Source organism: Prevotella sp. LMAG:51 (assembly GCF_008680225.1).
Classification (GTDB): domain Bacteria; phylum Bacteroidota; class Bacteroidia; order Bacteroidales; family Bacteroidaceae; genus Prevotella; species Prevotella pectinovora.
Window position 1 is genome coordinate 1 of record NZ_NALQ01000019.1, and the last position, 20,670, is coordinate 20,670.

Here is a 20,670-nt window from a genome sequence, read left to right on the forward strand (position 1 = left end):
TCGGTGTACACCATCAGGCACACAGCGTTCTGCGTTCCTATGCCAGGCACCGAGGTCACGATGGTGAACACCTCGGTGAGTTCCTCGTCCGACTTGATGAGATCGGCAATGCGCTTATCTATCTTCTCTATCTCCTTATTGAGTTCAGAGACGATGTGCCGTCCGCTCTGCGAAATCATTGTCTTGACTGGCGACTTCTCCATAGTGAGTCGCTTTCGCCTCTACGCACCTGGAAACTGCATCTGTGTCTTACGATCATCTGACGGTATAGGAACAGCTCACGCAGTTGTGTAAGCGACTCGCTAAGAGGCTCGTACATAACGGCTTTATCGTAATTCCTCATGGCGTATTCTGCAATCATCGAGGCGTCAGCACGGTCAGACTTCAATCGTCTAAGACCAGATGCGTCTTTGATGCTCTTTGCGTTCTCAAGCCACATGTCGTAGCCTTTACCGTAGAGGAAGTTGCACAGTCCCTTGCTGTAGTCGCCCGTGTTCTCGCCACAGAAGAGCCACAAGGACGAGTCGATACCGCAGGAATTCTGCTCAACCCACTTGACCAACTGCCTATAGCCAGACACGGTTGTCTTGAACTCGTTGAACACTCTAGCAGCGGTTTCTGCCAGTCCGTCTGCAAAAAGGATAGCCACATCAACTTTTTCTTTCGAAAAATCAACTCCGATAAATAAATTCTTCATAACTTTGTACGAGTTATATTGTGTAGAATTGGTCAATAGTTGTATGGACTAACACTCTAACAAGGCTCAGAGCCGATAACTTTCTATCTGGTCTTTGCAACTATGTCGATGAGGACCTAAAACGATTTATAGCTTTACGGCTGGGTCATTAGCTGGTTTACCTCTTCGACAGACCGATTCTACCTTTTTACAACAAAGGTACGAAACTGTCTTTAGCAATCATAGTTTTACCTTGATTATTTGGAGTTTATGCGACTTCGTCGCAATCTTCTGCAAACTTAGAGGTCATTAGGGCTTGCCTGGATTTTGTTCTTTTAGAAGAGTGGATTTTGTTTGGCTTTTAATGAGTAATAGCGAGCTATTACGAATTAAAAACAAGCAAAAGACGCCTTATAAAAAACAAAAGACTGCAAGCAGTAAATATAAAATACAATAAACGGCCTAATGACCGTTTTGGGTTAAACAGAATCCTGCTTGTCCACTTGTTTGATACGATGAACCAAGACTATCTGTCCCTCCCCGTATGATAACCCATCCTAACCTTCCCAAAGAGAAGGGACAAGTTACTCTGCAACTGATTTCAGCCAATCATATCAGCCCCCACCTAGCCTCCAAACCCATCCTACCCTTCCCAAAGGGAAGGAATAAGTTACTCTGCTTTGTCAAAGACTTCAGCAAATCAATTCAGCCAATGAACATCAGCCCCCACCTAGCCTTCAAACCCATCCTACCCTTCCCAAAGGGAAGGAATAAATTACTCTGCTTTGTCAAAGACTTCAGCAAATCAATTCAGCCAATGAACATCAGCCCCCACCTAACCTCCCCCGAAGGGGAGGGACAGTTACTATTGCTGTTGATAAGCGATTGATAATCTGATAACTACAAACGATAATCAGACAGCTGCAAACGACTGTCATGCAGTCAATGGTATCTGTCCCTCCCCTTCGGGGGAGGTTAGGTGGGGGCTGAAATCTGTATGCGAAGTAACTTGTTCCTTCCCTTTGGGAAGGTTAGGATGGGTTTGAGGTTAGGTGGGGGCTGTTGTCGATATGCTGAGTAACAATAGCGATACCGCCAGGAAAAGGGAGTGCCCCAGCACTCGCAAATCCCAATAAATCAACCCCAAATCCAAGAATCATTAGCTCAATAATATCAAAAAAATCCGTGAAAGACCAGTCCGTGTCAAGTCCGTGCTATCCGTGTTTCTTTTTTGATTTGTGTCCACGCCGAAGGCTGGGGACACACAACGACAACACGGAATAAATTAATCTGTGAGAAATAAGGTATAAATTAATCCGTGAGAAATGGTGTCCATCAGCCTTCGGCGATGTCCACCGGTCTAAAATGAAACACGGATATCACCGATGCACACGGATAAATCATCACTGATCATTTTAGACCTGTTTTTTTGATTTAATTTGGGATTTTCTATGGATTCGCGAGTGCTTGTGGCACTCCCTTTCCCTTAGTCAATAGCATCATTAATACTTCACTGTTGTGTCTACATATTCCTTTGTGCAGTCCCCCAAAATGCAGTCCTTATATAGTCGCGTTTTGGTAAATTCATGTGCGAAATTTACAAAAACAGGTGATTTTGTAAGAAATTGGCCATTTTTTGTAAATTATATCCTAGTGTTTTTATCCGGAAAACGCTTACTTTGCAGGCGAAAACAATGCCTTTAGTGGCATAACAATGCCTTTAGTGGCATAACAATGCCTTTAGGGGCAAAACAATGCCTTTAGGGGCATAACACAAAAACATGTTTAATAATTAAAACCCAACTGATTATGAAAAAACTAAACCGTAACCAACAGTCAGTCATCCCGCGGCTCCTTGAGAGTTCTGCAAGAGGCGCCACACGGATGCGCATGTTCCTCATGCTTGTGATAATGATGATGACGTCAGCGTTCGCGTTGGCGCAAGAGACGTATGGCATCAAGATTGCCGGAGAGGATATTACGGGCTACAACCGTTATGACCTCACCGAAATCAGCGGAGTGAGCGGCAAGGTGTCTTTCGACCCGAACACCAGAACCCTGACGCTCGACAACGCCACTATTGAGGCAAATGACTATAACGCCATCTTGAACGAAACCTGCGACTACCTTTCGATAGAGTTGATCGGCACAAACACCATTTATGTTACTGGCGCGGCTGGCATAAAGTTGAAAGAGGAGACGACAATTTGGAGCAACAGCGGCGGAAAACTCAGCGTAAAGAGCGACGGATGCGCCTTACTCTTCGGCGGTTGTCCTCTCGAAATCAGCAACTGCTGGTTGGAGGCAGAGGGCGCATGGGGCATATCCGCAAACAACAATGTGGCAGAAGAGGTGCTCACCATCCGCAACTCTCACGTGGAAGCCAAGGGCTCTACGGGCTCCATCTGCGATATCGCCAACCTCGTGCTTGAGGGATGCTCCATCACACAACCCGATGGTGCTTGGTTCAGTACACAGAATAATGCTGTGGTATTGAATGGTGAGATGGTAACCGACAAGGTGGTGATTGTGCCAAGCTATGGCGTTCAGATTGCCGGCGTGGATGTGACGTCCCTAAACTGCAAGGACCTCAGCGTCATTGACGGTGTGGATGGAAAGATGAGCTACGATCCCGAGACAAACACCCTTACTATGGAGGATGTTACTATTAACATAACTGGCGAAAAAGTTGGAATTTGGAATAGAGATGTAAAAGGCTTGAAGATTAATTTAGTCGGCAATAACACTATTACGGCAAATGAAGCAGTCATTACGATAAGGCAACCATCAACCATTAGTGGTTCTGGAACTCTCAGACTGAAGAGCAGTGATAATTGTGGAATATTTCTGCCATCTTCGCTCACAGTTGAAGGCGTCACGATATATGCGGAAGGAAAATGGGGGATTGCCGGACAAACACTTCAGACATCTGGTAATGTGCTCACTATTTGCAACGCATACGTTGAGGCAACTGGCAGCTCAGGCTCAATATGCGACCTCCAGAACCTCGTGCTTGACGGCTGCTCCATCACCCAGCCAGTGGGTGCTTCCTTCGATGCAAACAGTTACGCTGTGGTGCTCAACGACAAGTTGGTCACCGACAAGGTGGTGATTGAGCCAGACAGCTATGGCATCAACATTGCCGGCGAGAATGTGACAAAAAAGAACTGCAAGGACCTCAGCGTCATTGACGGTGTGGATGGAAAGATGAGCTACGATCCCGAGACTAAGACCCTTACTATGGAGGATGTTACTATTAATACACCCGGCAATGGAATTTGGAATAAATATGTAGAGGGCTTGAAGATTGTGGTAGTCGGCAATAACATTATTACGTCACAGACAGCATGCATTTCGATTCAAAAAACATCCACCATTAGTGGTTCTGGAACTCTCAGACTGAAGACCCCTTATGATTGTGGATTATATCTGCACACTTCGCTTTCTGTTGAAGGCGTCAAGCTATATGTGGAAGGAAAATATGGTGTAGCAGGAGTTGATGGCAAGATTGGTGAGATACTGACCTTGCGCAACGCATACGTTGAGGCAACTGGCAGCTCAGGCTCAATATGCGACCTCCAGAACCTCATTCTTGACGGATGCACCATCACCCAGCCTGAGGGCGCAGCCTTCGACGGAGCCTTGCACGCCGTTGCTCTCAACGGCGAGGTGGTCACCGACAAAGTGGTGATTGAGCCAGACGCCAGCGGCATTAGCGACATCACAACCGACGTTCCTGCCCACGCAAAGGGTATCTATAGCGTGACGGGCGTGAAGCAGACCCAGCAATGGAACGAACTCCCTGCCGGCATCTACATCGTGGACGGCGTGAAGAGAGTGAAGAAATAGAAAGGTGTGTCATAACTCCATTATTATCAGCCCCCCGACCGGTGATTGTGCCGGTTGGGGGGCGTTACTTTTCTATAACGGGCAACCCATCCTAGCCTCAAACCCATCCTAACCTTCTCCAAGGGAAGGGACAAGTTACTACTACGCCTAATTGGTTTCAGCCCCCACCTAGCCTCCCCCGTAGGGGAGGGACAGATACCATTGGCTTTTGATTATTGCCTGTAGCTACTTGATTGCCAATGGTATATCATTAACAATGGTAACCAGCTTCTCCCCTACGGGGGAGAACGAGAGGGGGCTGAGGTGATTCACTGAAATTAGTCGCCAAAGTAACTCCCCCGAAGTGGAGGGACAGATACCATTGGTTACATGATTATCGTTTGTAGTTATCTGATTATCAATCGTTTATCAATAGTAGCAGTAACTGTCCCTCCCCTACGGGGGAGGCTAGGTGGGGGCTGATATGATTGGCGGAAGTCAGTTGCAGAGTAACTAGTTCCTTCCCTTTGGGAAGGTCAGGATGGGTTATCCTTGGGGAAGGTTAGGATGGGTTATCCTTGGGGAAGGTTAGGATGGGTTATCCTTTGGGAAGGTCAGGATGGGTTATCCTTTGGGAAGGTCAGGATGGGTTATCCTTTGGAAAGGTCAGGATGGGTTTAAGGTCAGGATGGGTTTTAGATTAGTATGGGTTTGATGTCTTTATGGATTAAACTTAATCTTTGTCTTTTCAACTATTTTGTTTACTTTTGCATTCCGATAATTCTATATACATACACACCATATTATATATAAATACAGACGCACTATGCGAAACGATAAACTCCTACCCATGATAGTGACCCTCGTGTCACTCCTGCTCACTATGATGCTTCCGGCAGAGGCACGCACCAACGGTTCGGCAAAGATACCATATCCCGGAGGCAAGCATTATATGTACAGACTCACGCTCACCGACAAGCTGCCATCGATTCACATGATGAGCAATCCACTGTCGTTCCTCTCGGCAAAGGCACTGGAGAGACGCCGCCGACAGGGAATCAGCGTGGACACGCTCGATGTGCCCGTGGCGCAGCAGTATGTGGACGAGGTGGAGAAGCTGCCGGGGATGAAGGTGGTGAGCCGCAGCCGCTGGAGCAACACCATTGTGGTGCGCACCAAGGACGGCGAAGCCACCGGGCGTCTCTCCCAGTTGCCCTTCGTCAGCGATGTCAGGATGGTGTGGGTGTCGCCGGATTCCATCGTGGCGAATCCGCCGCGCCCCAGATACCGCACCGAGATAGAGCAGCGCGACACCTCTATACACGCTTCCCACGGAGTGGCGCAGCCGCAGCTGGAGATGGTGGGCGGAGTGAAGCTCCATGAGAGGGGATTCCGCGGACAGGGAATGACGATTGCCGTGATGGATGCCGGTTTTCTGAATGCCGACCTCATTCCGGCGTTCAGGGATATAAACCTCGTAGGCTATGCCGACTTTGTGGTGCCACAGTCGCGGAGCATCTTTGCCGAGATGGAGCATGGCGCCAACGTGCTCTCCATCCTGGCGATAAACAAACCGGGGGTGTATGTGGGAGCCGCCCCCGATGCCGCCTATTGGCTGCTGCGCTGCGAAGACCAGCAGTCGGAGCAGCCAGTGGAAGAGGACTACTGGGCTGCGGCGGCAGAGTTTGCCGACAGTGCGGGAGTCGACGTGATAAGCTGTTCGCTCGGTTTCAACATCTACGACAAGCCCTTCACCAACTATTACTCCTACTGGCAGCAGGACGGCAGGACGGCACTCATCTCGCGTATGGCGTCGACGGTGGCGAGCCGCGGCATGGTGCTCGTGAACAGTGCCGGCAACAACGGTCAGGACCCATGGAAGAAGATCGGGTTCCCTGCCGACGCCCGTGATATGCTGTGTGTGGGAGCCGTCACTCCGGAGCGCCGCAACGCCTCGTTCAGCAGCGTGGGACCCTCTGCCGACGGCAGGGTGAAGCCCGACGTGATGGCGCAGGGCAGTCCGACGAACATACTCTCGGAGCGCGGCACACTGACGTCGGTGATGGGAACCTCCTTCTCCTGTCCCATCGTGGCAGGTCTCACGGCATGTCTGTGGCAGGAGCACCGCGAGATGACGGCGCTGCAGATAATAGACCTCGTGCGCAGTCTCGGCGACAACTTCAGCCATCCCGACAATGTGTATGGATATGGCGTGCCGGATTTTTCGAAATGAGATACGCTGGCGGATGGGTTCGTCTTGGGTGGTGTCGGGTAGTAGCACTGTTTGCTGATTTATCAATAAACATTTTGCCCGCTTATTTGTCATCTGATACCGCCAAGAAAGGGAGTGTCCCGGCACTCGCAAATCCAAATAGATCCATAACCCAAATCCAAGATTCATTGGCCATATAATATAAAAAAAGAAATCCGTGAAAGACCAATCCGTGTAAAGTCCGTGGTATCCGTGTTTTTTTTTGATTTGTGTCCACGCCGAAGGCTGGGGACACAACGACAACACGGAAAAAATATATCAGTGATAATATGGTGTCCATCAGCCTTCGGCGATGTCCACCGGTCTAAAATGAAACACGGATATCACCGATGCACACGGATAAATCATCACGGATCATTTTAGACCTGTATTCTTTGGATTTACTTTGGGATTTAAGTGGATTCGCGAGTGCCGGGGCACTCCCTTTTCCTGTCGATATGGAAAAAATAGAGTGATGACCATATTTAATATATTCGTAAACAAATAATCAAGTAATTTTTAGGATTGTTTAGATTTTTTCATTACATTTGCCAACGCAAGCAAGACAAGGCATTTGAACAGCCCCTTTGCCTAAAGAGGCTACTATGAGTCGGTCTGCCGACAGACACCTTATCCACACTGGCATACACAGAAGAGGAGCCATGCGGACAGAGGTGTGGCAAGTAAAATGAAAACTAATTTTAAAAAAACGATACTATTTATGAAAAGAACAAGATTCTCTCTTCTCGTCGCACTCATCGCGATGAGTCTTTCTGCTACGGCACAGACCGCTGGCCAAGTACTCCGAAGTCTTACATTCGATGCCCCCAAGGCACTCTATCACCCTAAGGGAAACTCTGCAAACATGAGGCAAACTCCAAGCACCAAAGCAAGGAAAGTGGCAGTGTACAAAAGCTACGATCAGGGTTGGTGGCTGCCCAACGCACAAATCGTTGCCGACGAGGGCGACAACCCTGACTGGGTGGAGGCCAATGTGGAAGGTAAAACCGTTTACATGAGCAAGTCTGTGATGACAAAAGTGGTGCCGGAGCCGTTTATGGTGAACAAATGTCAGAACACGCCATATGTATGGACGACAACCGACGACCCCGACGCCACGGCAGGATGGATGGCACAGGCCATGAGCTGGCGCATAGGTAAGGTGAAAGGACAGTCGGGACTCTACGTTGCCGAGGTTACCGACTACGACGGTGCCACTTCGCTGCGCCTGGGAAAGATGGTGGACAACGTGCTTGTGTTCAAATACAAAGTGTTCTTTGCAGGCGGCTCCGATTATGAGCGACTCGAAGGCGTAGGGAAATGGGTGGCAGAGAAGGAAGCCTGCCAGGACTTCCCATACAACGGAGCCAAGGTGTGCTACTTCAGATGGAGCAACGACATGCTCTATAAGGCAGATATTGACTTCGAAGACGGCGGAGGCATGATATATGAGGCCCTCGATCTGACAAAGCTCACCGAGCCGATGGTATACACTATCTTCAAAGACGAGATAGATAACGGAAGGATAAACTACTTCTATCTTACATCCTTTAACTTCACCGGCAAATGGGGACGCACATTCATGTAGGCACAGCCAACCGCCGCAACGCCTTAGCCCTGCTCCTCCTTGCCCTCGCTATGCTGTTCAATACGGCAGTGCTCAAAGTGGCACTTCCCGGCACTCAACGGCAAGAAACCCATAGGCTGCAAATAGCGCCACCCGTACAAGGCAGACAGGATACACTCTTCTGAAAAGAGAAAATCCAGACGAACGCTGATGACCGATCAGGGATAACCTCAGTCCTCGCCCCCGGCACGATATGACCGGAGGCGGGGATTATTTTTTTTTATTCCGGGCGGATGGAAAGAGAAAAATCTGTAACTTTGCAGAAATACACACATATACCAGATATGCACTACACACTCTTTGAACTCAACAACCTCGTGAGGCAGACCATCGAACAGACCCTCTCGGAGGAATACTGGGTGGAAGCCGAGCTGAGCGAGGCACGCCAGGTGAACGGCCACTGCTATATGGAACTCGTGGAGAAAGACGACCTCCACAACACCCCCGTGGCTAAGGCATCGGCAAAATGCTGGCGCGGCACGTGGAGCAGGATCCTGCCCAAGTTCATGACCGTGACGGGAGCACAGCCAAGGGCAGGCATGAAGGTGCTGATGAAGGTGTATCCGCAGTTTCATGAAGCCTACGGGTTCTCATGGATAGTGACCGACATCGACCCCACATACACCCTCGGCGACATGGCGCGCCGCCGTCAGGAGATAGTGAGGCGGCTGAAAGAAGAAGGGGTGTTCGACCTCAACAAACAGCTCCCTCTGCCGCTCTTCGCCCAGCGCATCGCCGTGGTGTCGAGTCAGACGGCGGCAGGACTCGGCGACTTCTGCCATCAGCTCACACACAACGGATATGGCTTCGCCTTCACCATAGAACTCTTCACTGCCACGATGCAGGGCGAGGGAGTGGAGCAGAGCGTAGTGGCAGCCCTCAACGATATCTACGGCAGGGCAGACCAGTTCGATTGCGTGGTGATAATCCGTGGCGGAGGAGCCACAAGCGACCTCTCCGGCTTCGACTCGCTGATGCTCGCCGAGAATATCGCCAACTTCCCCCTGCCCGTGATAACCGGAATCGGACACGACCGCGACGAGACAGTTGCCGACATGGTGGCACACACCAGGGTGAAGACGCCGACGGCAGCCGCCGCACTGCTCATCGACAATCTGAAAGCCGTTGCCGACCGCATCGACACGGCGGCACGCCGCATCCACGACAACACCCGGCTGCTGATGCAGCGCGAGACGCAGCGGCTCGACCGCATCACGCATCTCATACCCACATATCTCTCGCTCGTCACCACACGGCAGACGTCGCGTCTCGACACCCTCTCCTCGCGCCTCGCCACGGCAGCCACTGCGGCAGTGGAGCGGCAGAGCGTGAGGCTGCAGATGGCAGAAGGACGTATCCGGCCGGCAGTAGACCGCCGCATGACGGCGGAGCGCCACAGGATGGAGATGATGAGTCAGCGCCTTGCCGCCCTCGACCCCCAGCTGCTGCTCAGCCGAGGCTATTCGATAACGACGCTCAACGGCAAGGCGGTGACCGATAGCAGCCAGCTCTCTCCCGGCGACGTGGTGGAGACGAGGCTCGCAAAGGGTAGGGTGGAGGCGAAGACAGTGGCGGTATACCCATCCTAGCCTTCCCCAAGGGCAACCCATCCTAACCTTCCCCAAGGGAAGGAACAGGTTACTCTGGATACTGCCATCAGCCCCCACCTATCCTCCCCCGTAGGATAACCCATCCTAGCCTTCCCCAAGGGAAGGGACAAGTTACTTTGGCGACTGATTTCAGTCAATCACATTAGCCCCCTCTCGTTCTCCCCCGTAGGGGAGAAGCTGGTTACCATTGTTAATGATAAACCACTGACAATCTAGTAGCTACAGACAATAATCAAAAGCCAATGGCATCTGTCCCTCCCCTACGGGGGAGGCTAGGTGGGGGCTGATGTCATTGGCTGAAGAAGTCTTTGACAAAGCAGGGTAACTTGTTCCTTCCCTTGGGGAAGGTTAGGATGGGTTTGAGAACGGGAGGGGGCTGAAGTGATTGGCAGAACTCATTGTCAGAGTAACGAACTCGTCTGGAAGCAGCGAGCACCATAGTGCTCCAAATCCTTCAGAATCCAAACAGAATCCAAGATTCATTGGCAAAATAATATCAAAGAAAAATAATCCGTGAAGACCAATCTGTGTAAAGTCTGTGATATCCGTGTTTTTTTTCTTTGATTTGTCCACGCCGAAGGTCGTGGACACCACGTCAAAAAGATTGGTATCCATTAGATCATAGTATCCATCAGCCCAACAAAAATAATAGTCATTTATAAATAAAAAAACATCATGTCAGAGAAGAAATTCAACTACGAAGAAGCTGTCACCCAGCTCGAAACAATAGTTCGCAAGATGGAAAGCGGAGAACTCGACATCGACTCCCTCTGCGACCAGCTCAAGACCGCCAAGCAACTGATAGAGAAATGCAAGGCGAAGCTCCAGAAGACCGACGCCGAGATAAAGAAACTGCTCGACGAATGACAGTGGGCACCGCTCCGTATGTTCAGCCGACAGCCCCCCGTACCCGTTGCAGTCAGTATATCAGATTCGCATCCATCTGCCTTGACTTTAATCTGCCTACAGTACCCGTCCCGTTGCATTCCACAATCAGCCGGCCCTGATGCCCGATATTGATGCAAAACGGCAATTCTGTGCCCTTTGGTGAGGGTGATTTTGCAGAAAAAAAGAAATTCCCTCGATTTTTATTGCAGAGAATGAATATTCTTACTAAATTTGCGGCAGATTAACTTTAAAACGATTACAATATGAAAGATTTGGATTGGTCTAATTTAGGCTTTGGTTACAGAAAGACAGACTATAACGTGCGTTGCTACTATCGCGACGGCAAATGGGGCGAGATTGAAGTCTGCTCCAGCGAATACGTTAATCTGCATATGGCAGCTACCTGTCTGCACTACGGACAGGAGGCATTCGAGGGACTCAAGGCATTCCGCTGCCCCGACGGTAAGGTACGCGTGTTCCGCATGGACGAGAACGCAGCCCGTCTGCAGTCTACATGCCGTGGCATCATGATGCCTGAGGTGTCTACAGAGCTCTTCGAGGAGATGGTGGCAAAGGTGGTACGCCTCAACCAGGAGTACATCCCAACATATGAGAGCGGAGCATCGCTCTATATCCGTCCGCTGCTCATCGGAACAAGCGCCCAGGTAGGTGTTCACCCTGCAACAGAGTATGTGTTCATCATCTTCGTCACACCGGTAGGTCCATACTTCAAGGGCGGTTTCTCTACCAACCCATACGTCATCGTACGCGAGTACGACCGTTCAGCTCCTCTCGGCACCGGTAAGTACAAGGTGGGTGGAAACTATGCAGCTTCTATGCAGGCCAACCATCTGGCACACGAGAAGGGCTACGCTTGTGAGTTCTATCTCGACGCCAAGGAGAAGAAATACATGGACGAGTGTGGTGCTGCCAACTTCTTCGGTATCAAGAACAACACCTACGTTACTCCTAAGTCAACATCTATCCTCCCTTCAATCACCAACAAGAGCCTCATGCAGCTCGCTGAGGACTTCGGTCTGAAGGTAGAGCGTCGCCCTATCCCGGAAGAGGAGCTGGAGACTTTCGAGGAGGCAGGAGCATGCGGAACAGCAGCCGTTATCAGCCCTATCTCTTATATCGACGACCTCGACACCGGCAAGCGCTACACATTCAGCAAGGATGGCAAGCCAGGTCCTATCTCACACAAGCTCTACACACATCTGCGCAACATCCAGTATGGTATCGAGCCTGACACACACGGATGGACTAAGGTGATTATCGACTAAGATAAAGTATAGATAATTCGATATACTCTCAAGGCAAAAATACATGAGGCAGGAATTTGGTAGATGGTTCTTGGATGTGGCGAAATATATTCTGACTGCATTGTTGTTATCTTCTTTCTTCGGAGAGATGAACAATATATACTACACAATTCTCGCTTTTTGTATTTTTGCCTTGTGTTTATTAGTAGGGGCTTTGTTGTTAAACCCAAATCTTTCATTAGGGCTTGCTTGGATTTTGTTTTTTAGAAGAGTGGATTTAGTTTGACTTTTAATGAGTAATAGCGAGCTATTGCGAATTAAAAACAAGCAAAAGACGCCTTATAAAAATCAAAAGACAACAAGCAGTAATTAAAAACCAAACTAAACGTCCTAATGATAGTTTTGGGTTAACGGAAAAGATTATGATAAAACTATTGACAGTAGGTCTGATGGTCGTTTTCGCAATAATAGTGGCCCTCGTCACAATAAAAAAAGAAGAAAAGGACCAAACACGGACAAAACGTTGAACACTGAACCACGTACAACATCATAAATGAGTAAAGGAAAACTACAGAAATTCGCAGAGATGGAGACATTCAAGAATGTCTTCCAGTATCCATATTCAGTAATCGAAAACGTGCCCTTTGAGATGAAGGGCAAATGGCGCGAGGAATATTTCCACAACCAGAACCCCATTGTCCTGGAGCTGGGCTGTGGCAAGGGAGAATACACAGTGGGACTGGCGCGCATGTTCCCCGACGTAAATTTCATCGGAGTCGACATCAAGGGAGCGCGCATGCACACCGGAGCAAAGCAGGCTCTGGAGGAAGGACTCCAAAACGCCGCTTTCCTGCGCACCAACATCGAGATAATCGACCGCTTCTTCGCCCCGGGCGAGGTGCAGGAGATATGGCTCACCTTCAGCGACCCGCAGATGAAGAATCCGCGCAAGCGTCTCTCCAGCACATATTTTATGGAGAGATACCGCCGCTTCCTCGTAGACGGAGGACTCGTGCATCTGAAGACAGACTCCAATTTCCTTTTCACATACACCAGACTCATGGTGGAGAAAAACGCGCTGCCCGTATTGATGCAGACCGAAGACCTCTACCACGACCAGTCGCTCGACAACGACACCCGTTCTATCCTCTCCATCCACACATATTATGAAAACCAGTGGATAGACCGCGGACTGAACATCAAATACCTCAAATTCCGTCTGCCGGCCGCCGGCACTCTCGAAGAGTCTGACGTGGAAATCCCGCTCGACGAATACCGTAGCTACAAGCGCACGAAGCGTAGTGGAAAGGATTCGGCAAAGTGACCCATCTATATTTTGCAGGATAAATAAAAAACGCTAACTTTGCAGTGACGTCTGTGAGGTTGGCGCTTTTTCGTATGGCGACAGTCCGCGGCGCCTGCCGTTTCGCGGCATTCCCGGCGTGGCATCCCCGTTTAGTGTGGGGCGTGTCAGCGGCGCGGTCAGTCTGCTATGCGGTTATCTTCAATGAAAATAAATTCAAGACAGAAATGACATTATATCCAAAACTCATTACCGATGCGTTGCAGACCGTGACGTATCCAGGCACCAAGAAGAATCTCATCGAGAGCGAGATGCTCGCCGACGACGTGCGTATCGCCGGCAGCAGCGTGTCGTTCACGCTCATCTTCCCCCGCGACACCGACCCGTTCCTGAAATCCACAGTCAAGGCTGCCGAGGCGGCCATCCGTTATGCTGTGAGCCAGCACGAAGGCGACGACTCCGGCAAGGAGATGACCATCGACATCAAACTGGAATATAAGTCCAAGCCGCGCCCTGAAGTGGGCAAGCTGCTCCCGGAGGTGAAAAACGTCATCGCCGTAAGCTCCGGAAAGGGCGGAGTGGGCAAGAGCACCGTGTCGGCAAACCTCGCCATCTCGCTCGCCCGTCTGGGCTACAAGGTGGGACTGCTCGACACCGACATCTTCGGTCCGTCGATGCCAAAGATGTTTGACGTTGAGGACGAGCGTCCGTATGCCGTGCCGGTGGACGGCCGCCAGCTCATCCAGCCGATAGAGAAATATGGAGTGAAGCTCCTGAGCATCGGATTCTTCGTGAATCCCGACACCGCAACGCTGTGGCGAGGCGGTATGGCATCCAATGCCCTGAAGCAGCTCATCGCCGACGCCAACTGGGGCGACCTCGACTATTTCGTCCTCGACACGCCGCCGGGCACCAGCGACATCCATCTCACTCTGCTCCAGACCCTCGCCATCACGGGAGCCGTGATTGTGAGCACTCCGCAGAGCGTTGCCCTCGCCGACGCCCGCAAGGGTATCGACATGTATCGCAACGACAAGGTGAACGTGCCCATCCTCGGAATGGTGGAGAACATGGCATGGTTTACTCCTGCCGAACTGCCAGAAAACAAATACTACATCTTCGGCAAGGAGGGCTGCAAGAAATTGGCTGAAGAGCTCAATATCCCGCTGCTCGCACAGATTCCTCTCGTGCAGAGCATCTGTGAGGACGGCGACAAGGGAATGCCGGCGGCTTGCCATCCGGAGAGCATCACCGGACAGGCGTTCCTCAATCTCGCACAGGCAGTGGTGACAATGGTAAACCGCCGCAACCGCGAGCAGCCCAAGACCAAGATCGTGCCCGTGAAGGAGTGACGGCTTCCCCACCCGGTATGCCCTGGGCAGAAGGGATGGGGAGTGGAATGAGAACTGAAATACTGTGCAGACAGTAATGAAAACCCGATATGCGGTCTGATGACCGTTCTATAATCAAGCAGGGAGGATACGAGATCATGACCCAAAGAAGATATCCAATAGGAATACAGACGTTCAGCAAAATCAGAGAGAACGATATGTTGTATATAGACAAGACGGAGTATATATACAACATGGCACATGCTGCCGGAACGTATTATTTCCTCAGCCGTCCGCGACGCTTCGGCAAGTCGCTTCTCGTATCCACCATGCAGAGCTATTTCGAGGGAAGGCGAGACCTCTTCAGAGGACTGGCGATAGAGAAGCTGGAAAAGGAATGGACGGAATATCCCGTTGTCCTTCTCAGCATGGCAGGGGCCAAACACATGGATGTGGAGGGACTGCAGGAGTATCTGCTATATATACTGAAGGTGAATGAGGAACGCTTCGGAGTGGAATTCCATTCCGCGGCGCCCAATCTCAGGCTGACAAACCTCATCATGGCTGTTTATGAGAAGACCGGGCGACAGGTGGTGGTGCTTATCGACGAATACGACGCCCCGCTCCTCGATGTGGCGCATGAAGAGTCACAACTCGTGGCGATGCGCGACATCATGCGCAATTTCTACAGTCCGCTCAAAGACTGCGACCCATATCTGCGCTTCGTCTTCCTCACCGGCATCACGAAATTCTCGCAGCTCAGCATCTTCAGCGAACTGAACAATATCAGCAACATCTCCATGAAGGATGACTATGCCGGCATTTGCGGCATAACGGAAACGGAACTGTTGGACGACATGCAGGACGGCATCGCCGGTCTGGCTCAGGCCAACGAGCTGACGCCGCGGCAGGTGGTGGCAAAGCTGAAGGAGAATTACGACGGCTATCATTTCTCGGCGCATTCGCCGGGAGTGTTCAATCCCTTCAGCCTGCTCAGCAGCTTCGCCAACAAAGACTTCGATTCCTACTGGTTCGCATCGGGCACACCCACATATCTCGTCAATATGTTGCAGAGATTCAATGTGCAGCCGGCGAGCCTGCAGCGGATGTGTGCCAAGTCGTCGGCTTTCGACTCGCCGACGGAAACCATGAAGACCATCACGCCGCTGCTCTATCAGAGCGGCTATATCACCATCAAGGGCTACGACAAGATAAGCCAGCTATACACCCTCGACCTGCCTAACAAGGAGGTGAAGGTGGGGCTCTTCGAGAGTCTGCTGCCCAACTATCTCGACGGCTCGTATGCCGAGCAGGGTGATGTGGCGATAGCCCGGATGTCGGTGCTCATCCGCCAGAACGACATCGACGGTGCCTTGAGGCTGCTGCAGACATTCCTCGCCACGGTGCCATACTGCAACGTGACGAATCATGAGGGGCATTATCAGCAGATGCTTTTCATCATCTTCACGCTGCTCACTCATTATGTGGTGGATGTGGAGGTGCACACGCCAAAGGGCAGGGTGGATATCGTGATGCTTACTGCCGACCGCCTTTACCTGATAGAACTGAAACTCAACAAGGATGCCGATGCTGCCATGAAGCAGATAGACCTGAAGAACTATGCCGATCGCTTTGCCCTTTCTGGCAAGCTGATTACTAAGGTGGGCATCAATTTCGACTCTTCCGTCGGCAATATCACCGACTGGCGGATAGCCTGATCTGTTGTGCTATTCACTGATTGTCTGATAGCCTGACCTGTTGTTCTTTTTACCGATTGTCGGATAGCCAGGCTTCCATGTTGTTCTATTTTTCCTTAAAACCCTATAATTTTATGTTAGTTAAATATTAAGTAACGTAAATTTTTTCAGTCGTTGCTAAAAAGAAAGTAAATTTGCAAAATGGAAAGACAGGCTTTTATTTAGTGACAATTTAAACATCAGCAATATGAACAAGAAAGTATTGATACCATTGGTAGTAGTGGGGGTGCTGCTCCTCGGCGGAATAGCTTATCTCACGATGAGTCTGCAGAAAGAGAAACAGGCTAACAAGGCAATGCAGGAGCTCGCCGAGATGGACAAGAAAGAGATGGAGAACGAATACCAGCAGTTTGCCGACCAGTATTCGGAGATGAAGACACGCATCAACAACGATTCCATCGTGGCACAGCTCACCCGCGAACAGGAACGCACCGAAGCTCTGCTGCAGGAACTCAAAAACGTGAAGAGCAGTGACGCTCGCGAGATAGCACGCCTCAAGAAAGAGCTTGCCACATGCCGTGCCGTAATCCGCAGCTACGTGCTCGAGATCGACTCCCTCAACCGTCTCAACCAGAACCTCACAGCTGAGAACACCCGTGTGAAGGGACAGTATGAGGAGGCCACCCGACAGATCGAAGGTCTCAACTCCGACAAGGCATCACTCTCTGAGAAGGTGGCAATCGCCGCACAGCTCGACGCCACCGGCATCACCATGGGAGCCAAGAAGAAAAACGGAGCCAAGAAGAACGTGAAGAAAATCAAGGATGCCAAGCTCATCACCGTGGGATTCACCATAACACGAAACGTTACAGCCCAGAACGGCAAGCGCCAGCTCTATGTCAGAATCACCACGCCGGCTGGTGGAGTGATGGGAGCCAGCGGATCGTTCAAGTATGAAAACCGTTCGCTGCAATACACCATGGCGAAGACCATCGAATATACCGGCAACGAGACTCCGGTGACTATGTACTGGAACGTGAGCGAGACTCTCAACCCCGGCACATACAGTGTGAGCGTATTCGCCGACGGCAACCTCATCGGACAGCGCAACTTCACATTCAAATAATGAGTAGACAAGTAGACACAAGATACGAGTAAACAAGGAGTCCGCACTGCTAATTTCCTCGTCAACTCGTCAACTTGTAAACTTGTCAACTTGCGATAATTATATTATAATGAACAGATTAAAAGCAACGATAGTCCTCTCCCTCCTCGCCGCAGCTGCTGTGGCGCAGGAGACGGACCATCACGAAACACAACACACGATAGAGTGTGAGGCGCGTGTGGCGTCGCCCCAGGTGCAGGCAGCACGCAGGGTGATGGCCGGCGGACCGCTCTCCCTGCAGACCTGCCGCGACATGGCGTTGGGCTACAACAAGACGCTCGCATCTAAACGCGTGCAGCGAGAGATGGCGGCACAGATGAGAAAGTCGGCTCGCACGAAATATCTGCCGAGCCTCGATGTGATGGGCGGTGCGATCTTCTCAAGCCGTGAGATTTCAATCCTCAACAACACCCAGAAGTCCACACTCAAGAACATCGGCACCTCGCTCGGCGGACTGCTCGGCATCAGCGACCCCAAACTGCAGGGAACGCTGAACCATCTGGGACAGGATGTGGTGGACGGCTTCCGCACCAACAACCGCGCCATGTATATGGCTTCGGCAATGGTGACGCAGCCGATATATATGGGTGGAGCCATCACGGCGGCAAACAATATCGCCGACATCAACGAGAAGATGGCTGCCGTAAACGAGGAGCTGGCACGCCAGAACACGCTGCAGAACATCGACCAGACTTACTGGACCGTGGTGTCGCTCCGCCATAAACTCAACCTCGCCAACAGCTTCCTGCAGCTCGTGCAGAAACTCGACGACGACGTGCAGAAGATGATCACGGCGGGAGTGGCTACCAAGGCTGACGGACTCAAGGTCAGCGTGAAGGTGAACGAGGCGGAGATGGCGGTGACGCAGGTGGAAGACGGTCTCTCGCTTGCCAAGATGCTCCTCTGCCAGACCTGCGGAATGCCTGTGGAGTCTGACATCACGCTTGCTGACGAGGCGGCTTCGGCTATCGCCATCGAAGAGGATTCGGTAAACGGTGCCGACACCGTGGCATACTGGTATCGCCCCGAACTGGAACTCCTCTCCAATACCGTGGACATCAGCCGCCAGGCAACTAAACTCGCCAGGGCTACCTATCTGCCGCAGGTGCTCCTCTCGGGAGGATACCTCATGACAAACCCTAACGTGTACGACGGATTCACAAGGAAGTTCGCCGGCGTCTGGAACGTGGGCGTGGTGGTACGCATCCCCGTATGGCACTGGATGGACGGCACTTACAAGGTGCGCGCCGCCAAGGCTGCCACTACGATTGCCGAACTCGAACTCGCCGAGACGCAGGAGAAGGTGGACCTCCAGGTGAGCCAGTGCAGCTTCAAGCTCAAGGAGGCACGTAAGAAATATGCTATGGCGACGAAAAACGTGGACAAGGCGGAGGAGAACCTTCGCTGTGCCAACGTGGGATTCAAGGAGGGTGTGCTCCAGACCACTGATGTGATGGAGGCGCAGACCGCATGGATGCAGGCGCAGTCGCAGAAAATAGACTCCGAGGTGGAGATAAAGATTGCCCAGGTGAACCTCAAGAAGGCTATCGGACAGATGTAGGACTGGCCTCAAACCCATCCTTGCCTCAAACACATCCTAACCTTCCCCAAGGGAAGGGACTGGTTACTACAGCTAATTGTCATCAGCCCCCTCTCGTTCTCCCCCGTAGGGGAGATGCTGGTTACTCCGTTTGCGGATAAGTAACTGATAATAAGCTATCTACAGACAATAGTCTGATAGCCGATGGTATCTGTCCCTCCCCTACGGGGGAGGCTAGGTGGGGGCTGTTGTTGATTTGCTGTAATCAAGATACAGAGTAACTTGTCCCTTCCCTTGGGGAAGGTTAGGATGGGTTTGAGAACGACAGGGGGCTGAATTGATTGGCAGAGAAACTTGTCCCGTCCCTTTAGTGGAGGTTAGGAGAAGCTTCTTTTAAGGAAAACCGATAGTGAGCTGATTTTTTGCAACATAAGTAAAAACAATGGAAAATAAAGCACAAAAGAAAAGTATAGCATTGGCAATCGCCGGATTCACCGCGGTTGTCGTATTGGCAGGACTGATAGGCTATTTCACCCTCGGCAGCCAGCCCGACATCATTCAGGGTGAAGTGGAAGTGGCAGAATACAGGGTATCGAGCAAGGTGCCCGGCAGAATTCTCGAACTCAGAGTGAAAGAGGGCGACTACGTACACGTGGGCGACACCCTCGCCATCCTCGACGCTCCCGAAGTGGAGGCTAAGAAGGCACAGGCTCTCGGAGCCGAAGACGCGGCATCGGCAATGAAAGACATGGCAGATAACGGTGCGCGCCAGCAGCAGATACAGGGTGCCTACGAACTCTGGCAGCAGGCAAAGGCGGGTCTCGACATTGCCAAGAAGACCTACGACCGTGTGCAGCGCCTCTTCGGCGAGGGAGTGATGAGCGCACAGAAGCGCGATGAGGCTTTCGCCGCCTACAAGGCTTACGAGGCACAGGAGAAGGCTGCCAAGAGCCAGTATGACATGGCCAAGGAGGGTGCACGCAAAGAGGAGCGCGCTGCCGCCGCCGCACAGGTGAGCCGTGCCCGTGGTGCAGTGCAGGAGGTGAACTCATACATCCACGAAACGGTGCAGATAGCACAGGTGGAGGGTGAGGTCAGCGACATCTATCCCAACGTGGGAGAACTCGTCGGAACCGGTTCGCCTATCATGAGCATATCGGTGATGAGCGACATGTGGGGAACCTTCAACGTGCGCGAAGACCAGCTCTCGGGCATGAAGGTGGGTTCTGAATTCACCGCCTATTCGCCAGCCTTCAAGAAAGACATCAAGATGAAGGTGTACTACCTCAAAGACCAGGGCAGCTACGCCGTGTGGAAGGCCACGAAGTCTAACGGACAATACGACCTCAAGACCTTTGAGGTGAAGGCGCGCCCCGTGGGCAAGACCGATGGTCTGCGTCCGGGAATGACGCTCGTGATAAAGTAATTGCCCACCCCACACATCTCCCTCTCCATGTCTCTTCGGCAGCGGTGGGGGAGAAACCACAAC

The 20,670-nt window shown here is 51.4% G+C and carries 15 protein-coding genes and 1 pseudogene; 14 read left to right on the forward strand and 2 right to left on the reverse strand.

Annotated elements, in window-relative coordinates; all coding sequences use genetic code 11:
• Together CCC32_RS06800 and CCC32_RS06805 are read right to left on the reverse strand one after the other, a co-directional pair.
• Positions 1-203: pseudogene (locus CCC32_RS06800) on the reverse strand (IS110 family RNA-guided transposase); the annotation flags it as partial.
• Positions 176-697 carry an IS110 family transposase gene (locus CCC32_RS06805; RefSeq protein WP_287073244.1) on the reverse strand — a complete coding sequence of 174 codons (522 nt, stop codon included), beginning with the start codon at positions 695-697 and terminating at the stop codon, positions 176-178. The gene CCC32_RS06805 and the pseudogene CCC32_RS06800, both read right to left, overlap by 28 nt.
• Positions 698-2,485: 1,788 nt before the next feature.
• On the opposite strand from CCC32_RS06805, the gene CCC32_RS06810 reads away from it, so the two are divergent.
• The 14 genes from CCC32_RS06810 (at position 2,486) to CCC32_RS06870 (ending at position 20,607) form a co-directional block, all read left to right on the forward strand.
• Positions 2,486-4,525, forward strand: a complete 2,040-nt coding sequence (locus tag CCC32_RS06810; protein ID WP_287073246.1) for a hypothetical protein — start codon at positions 2,486-2,488, stop codon at positions 4,523-4,525.
• A gap of 805 nt (positions 4,526-5,330) precedes the next feature.
• Positions 5,331-6,737 (forward strand): S8 family serine peptidase, encoded by a 1,407-nt coding sequence (locus tag CCC32_RS06815; RefSeq protein ID WP_287073248.1) that lies wholly within the window; start codon positions 5,331-5,333, stop codon positions 6,735-6,737.
• 739 nt (positions 6,738-7,476) lie between these two features.
• Positions 7,477-8,343 carry a hypothetical protein gene (locus CCC32_RS06820; protein ID WP_287073250.1) on the forward strand — a complete coding sequence of 289 codons (867 nt, stop codon included), beginning with the start codon at positions 7,477-7,479 and terminating at the stop codon, positions 8,341-8,343.
• A complete protein-coding gene (locus tag CCC32_RS06825) occupies positions 8,322-8,507 on the forward strand; it encodes a hypothetical protein (RefSeq protein ID WP_044074133.1) in 186 nt (61 codons plus the stop codon). Before CCC32_RS06820 ends, CCC32_RS06825 begins: the two co-directional genes overlap by 22 nt.
• Positions 8,508-8,615: 108 nt before the next feature.
• The gene (gene xseA, locus CCC32_RS06830; RefSeq protein WP_287073252.1) at positions 8,616-9,971 is read left to right on the forward strand and encodes an exodeoxyribonuclease VII large subunit; all 1,356 of its coding nucleotides are present in this window, start codon (positions 8,616-8,618) and stop codon (positions 9,969-9,971) included.
• A 696-nt stretch (positions 9,972-10,667) separates the two neighbouring features.
• Positions 10,668-10,859, forward strand: a complete 192-nt coding sequence (gene xseB, locus CCC32_RS06835) for an exodeoxyribonuclease VII small subunit (protein WP_022316289.1) — start codon at positions 10,668-10,670, stop codon at positions 10,857-10,859.
• A gap of 284 nt (positions 10,860-11,143) precedes the next feature.
• On the forward strand, positions 11,144-12,166 hold the full coding sequence (locus tag CCC32_RS06840) for a branched-chain amino acid aminotransferase (RefSeq protein ID WP_022316288.1): 1,023 nt from the start codon (positions 11,144-11,146) through the stop codon (positions 12,164-12,166).
• 43 nt (positions 12,167-12,209) lie between these two features.
• Positions 12,210-12,431 carry a DUF6722 family protein gene (locus CCC32_RS12655; RefSeq protein WP_044065607.1) on the forward strand — a complete coding sequence of 74 codons (222 nt, stop codon included), beginning with the start codon at positions 12,210-12,212 and terminating at the stop codon, positions 12,429-12,431.
• 267 nt (positions 12,432-12,698) lie between these two features.
• Positions 12,699-13,469 carry a tRNA (guanosine(46)-N7)-methyltransferase TrmB gene (gene trmB / locus CCC32_RS06845; protein WP_287073256.1) on the forward strand — a complete coding sequence of 257 codons (771 nt, stop codon included), beginning with the start codon at positions 12,699-12,701 and terminating at the stop codon, positions 13,467-13,469.
• Positions 13,470-13,675: 206 nt separating this feature from the next.
• Positions 13,676-14,800, forward strand: a complete 1,125-nt coding sequence (locus CCC32_RS06850; RefSeq protein WP_044073775.1) for an Mrp/NBP35 family ATP-binding protein — start codon at positions 13,676-13,678, stop codon at positions 14,798-14,800.
• 137 nt (positions 14,801-14,937) lie between these two features.
• On the forward strand, positions 14,938-16,497 hold the full coding sequence (locus tag CCC32_RS06855) for a PD-(D/E)XK nuclease domain-containing ATP-binding protein (RefSeq protein WP_287073259.1): 1,560 nt from the start codon (positions 14,938-14,940) through the stop codon (positions 16,495-16,497).
• A 226-nt stretch (positions 16,498-16,723) separates the two neighbouring features.
• Entirely contained in the window at positions 16,724-17,602 is an 879-nt protein-coding gene (locus CCC32_RS06860) for a DUF8429 coiled-coil domain-containing protein (protein ID WP_022317662.1), read from the forward strand.
• Positions 17,603-17,711: 109 nt separating this feature from the next.
• A complete protein-coding gene (locus CCC32_RS06865) occupies positions 17,712-19,202 on the forward strand; it encodes a TolC family protein (protein WP_231572929.1) in 1,491 nt (496 codons plus the stop codon).
• Positions 19,203-19,623: 421 nt separating this feature from the next.
• On the forward strand, positions 19,624-20,607 hold the full coding sequence (locus tag CCC32_RS06870; protein ID WP_042520006.1) for an HlyD family secretion protein: 984 nt from the start codon (positions 19,624-19,626) through the stop codon (positions 20,605-20,607).
• Positions 20,608-20,670 lie beyond the last annotated feature (63 nt).

Bases quoted from the DNA above. Each gene is read 5' to 3' on its own strand.
- CCC32_RS06805 (WP_287073244.1), bottom strand. From the start codon at position 697: ATGAAGAATTTATTTATCGGAGTTGATTTTTCGAAAGAAAAAGTTGAT.
- CCC32_RS06810 (WP_287073246.1), top strand. From the start codon at position 2,486: ATGAAAAAACTAAACCGTAACCAACAGTCAGTCATCCCGCGGCTCCTT.
- CCC32_RS06815 (WP_287073248.1), top strand. From the start codon at position 5,331: ATGCGAAACGATAAACTCCTACCCATGATAGTGACCCTCGTGTCACTC.
- CCC32_RS06820 (WP_287073250.1), top strand. From the start codon at position 7,477: ATGAAAAGAACAAGATTCTCTCTTCTCGTCGCACTCATCGCGATGAGT.
- CCC32_RS06825 (WP_044074133.1), top strand. From the start codon at position 8,322: ATGGGGACGCACATTCATGTAGGCACAGCCAACCGCCGCAACGCCTTA.
- xseA (WP_287073252.1), top strand. From the start codon at position 8,616: ATGGAAAGAGAAAAATCTGTAACTTTGCAGAAATACACACATATACCA.
- xseB (WP_022316289.1), top strand. From the start codon at position 10,668: ATGTCAGAGAAGAAATTCAACTACGAAGAAGCTGTCACCCAGCTCGAA.
- CCC32_RS06840 (WP_022316288.1), top strand. From the start codon at position 11,144: ATGAAAGATTTGGATTGGTCTAATTTAGGCTTTGGTTACAGAAAGACA.
- CCC32_RS12655 (WP_044065607.1), top strand. From the start codon at position 12,210: ATGAGGCAGGAATTTGGTAGATGGTTCTTGGATGTGGCGAAATATATT.
- trmB (WP_287073256.1), top strand. From the start codon at position 12,699: ATGAGTAAAGGAAAACTACAGAAATTCGCAGAGATGGAGACATTCAAG.
- CCC32_RS06850 (WP_044073775.1), top strand. From the start codon at position 13,676: ATGACATTATATCCAAAACTCATTACCGATGCGTTGCAGACCGTGACG.
- CCC32_RS06855 (WP_287073259.1), top strand. From the start codon at position 14,938: ATGACCCAAAGAAGATATCCAATAGGAATACAGACGTTCAGCAAAATC.
- CCC32_RS06860 (WP_022317662.1), top strand. From the start codon at position 16,724: ATGAACAAGAAAGTATTGATACCATTGGTAGTAGTGGGGGTGCTGCTC.
- CCC32_RS06865 (WP_231572929.1), top strand. From the start codon at position 17,712: ATGAACAGATTAAAAGCAACGATAGTCCTCTCCCTCCTCGCCGCAGCT.
- CCC32_RS06870 (WP_042520006.1), top strand. From the start codon at position 19,624: ATGGAAAATAAAGCACAAAAGAAAAGTATAGCATTGGCAATCGCCGGA.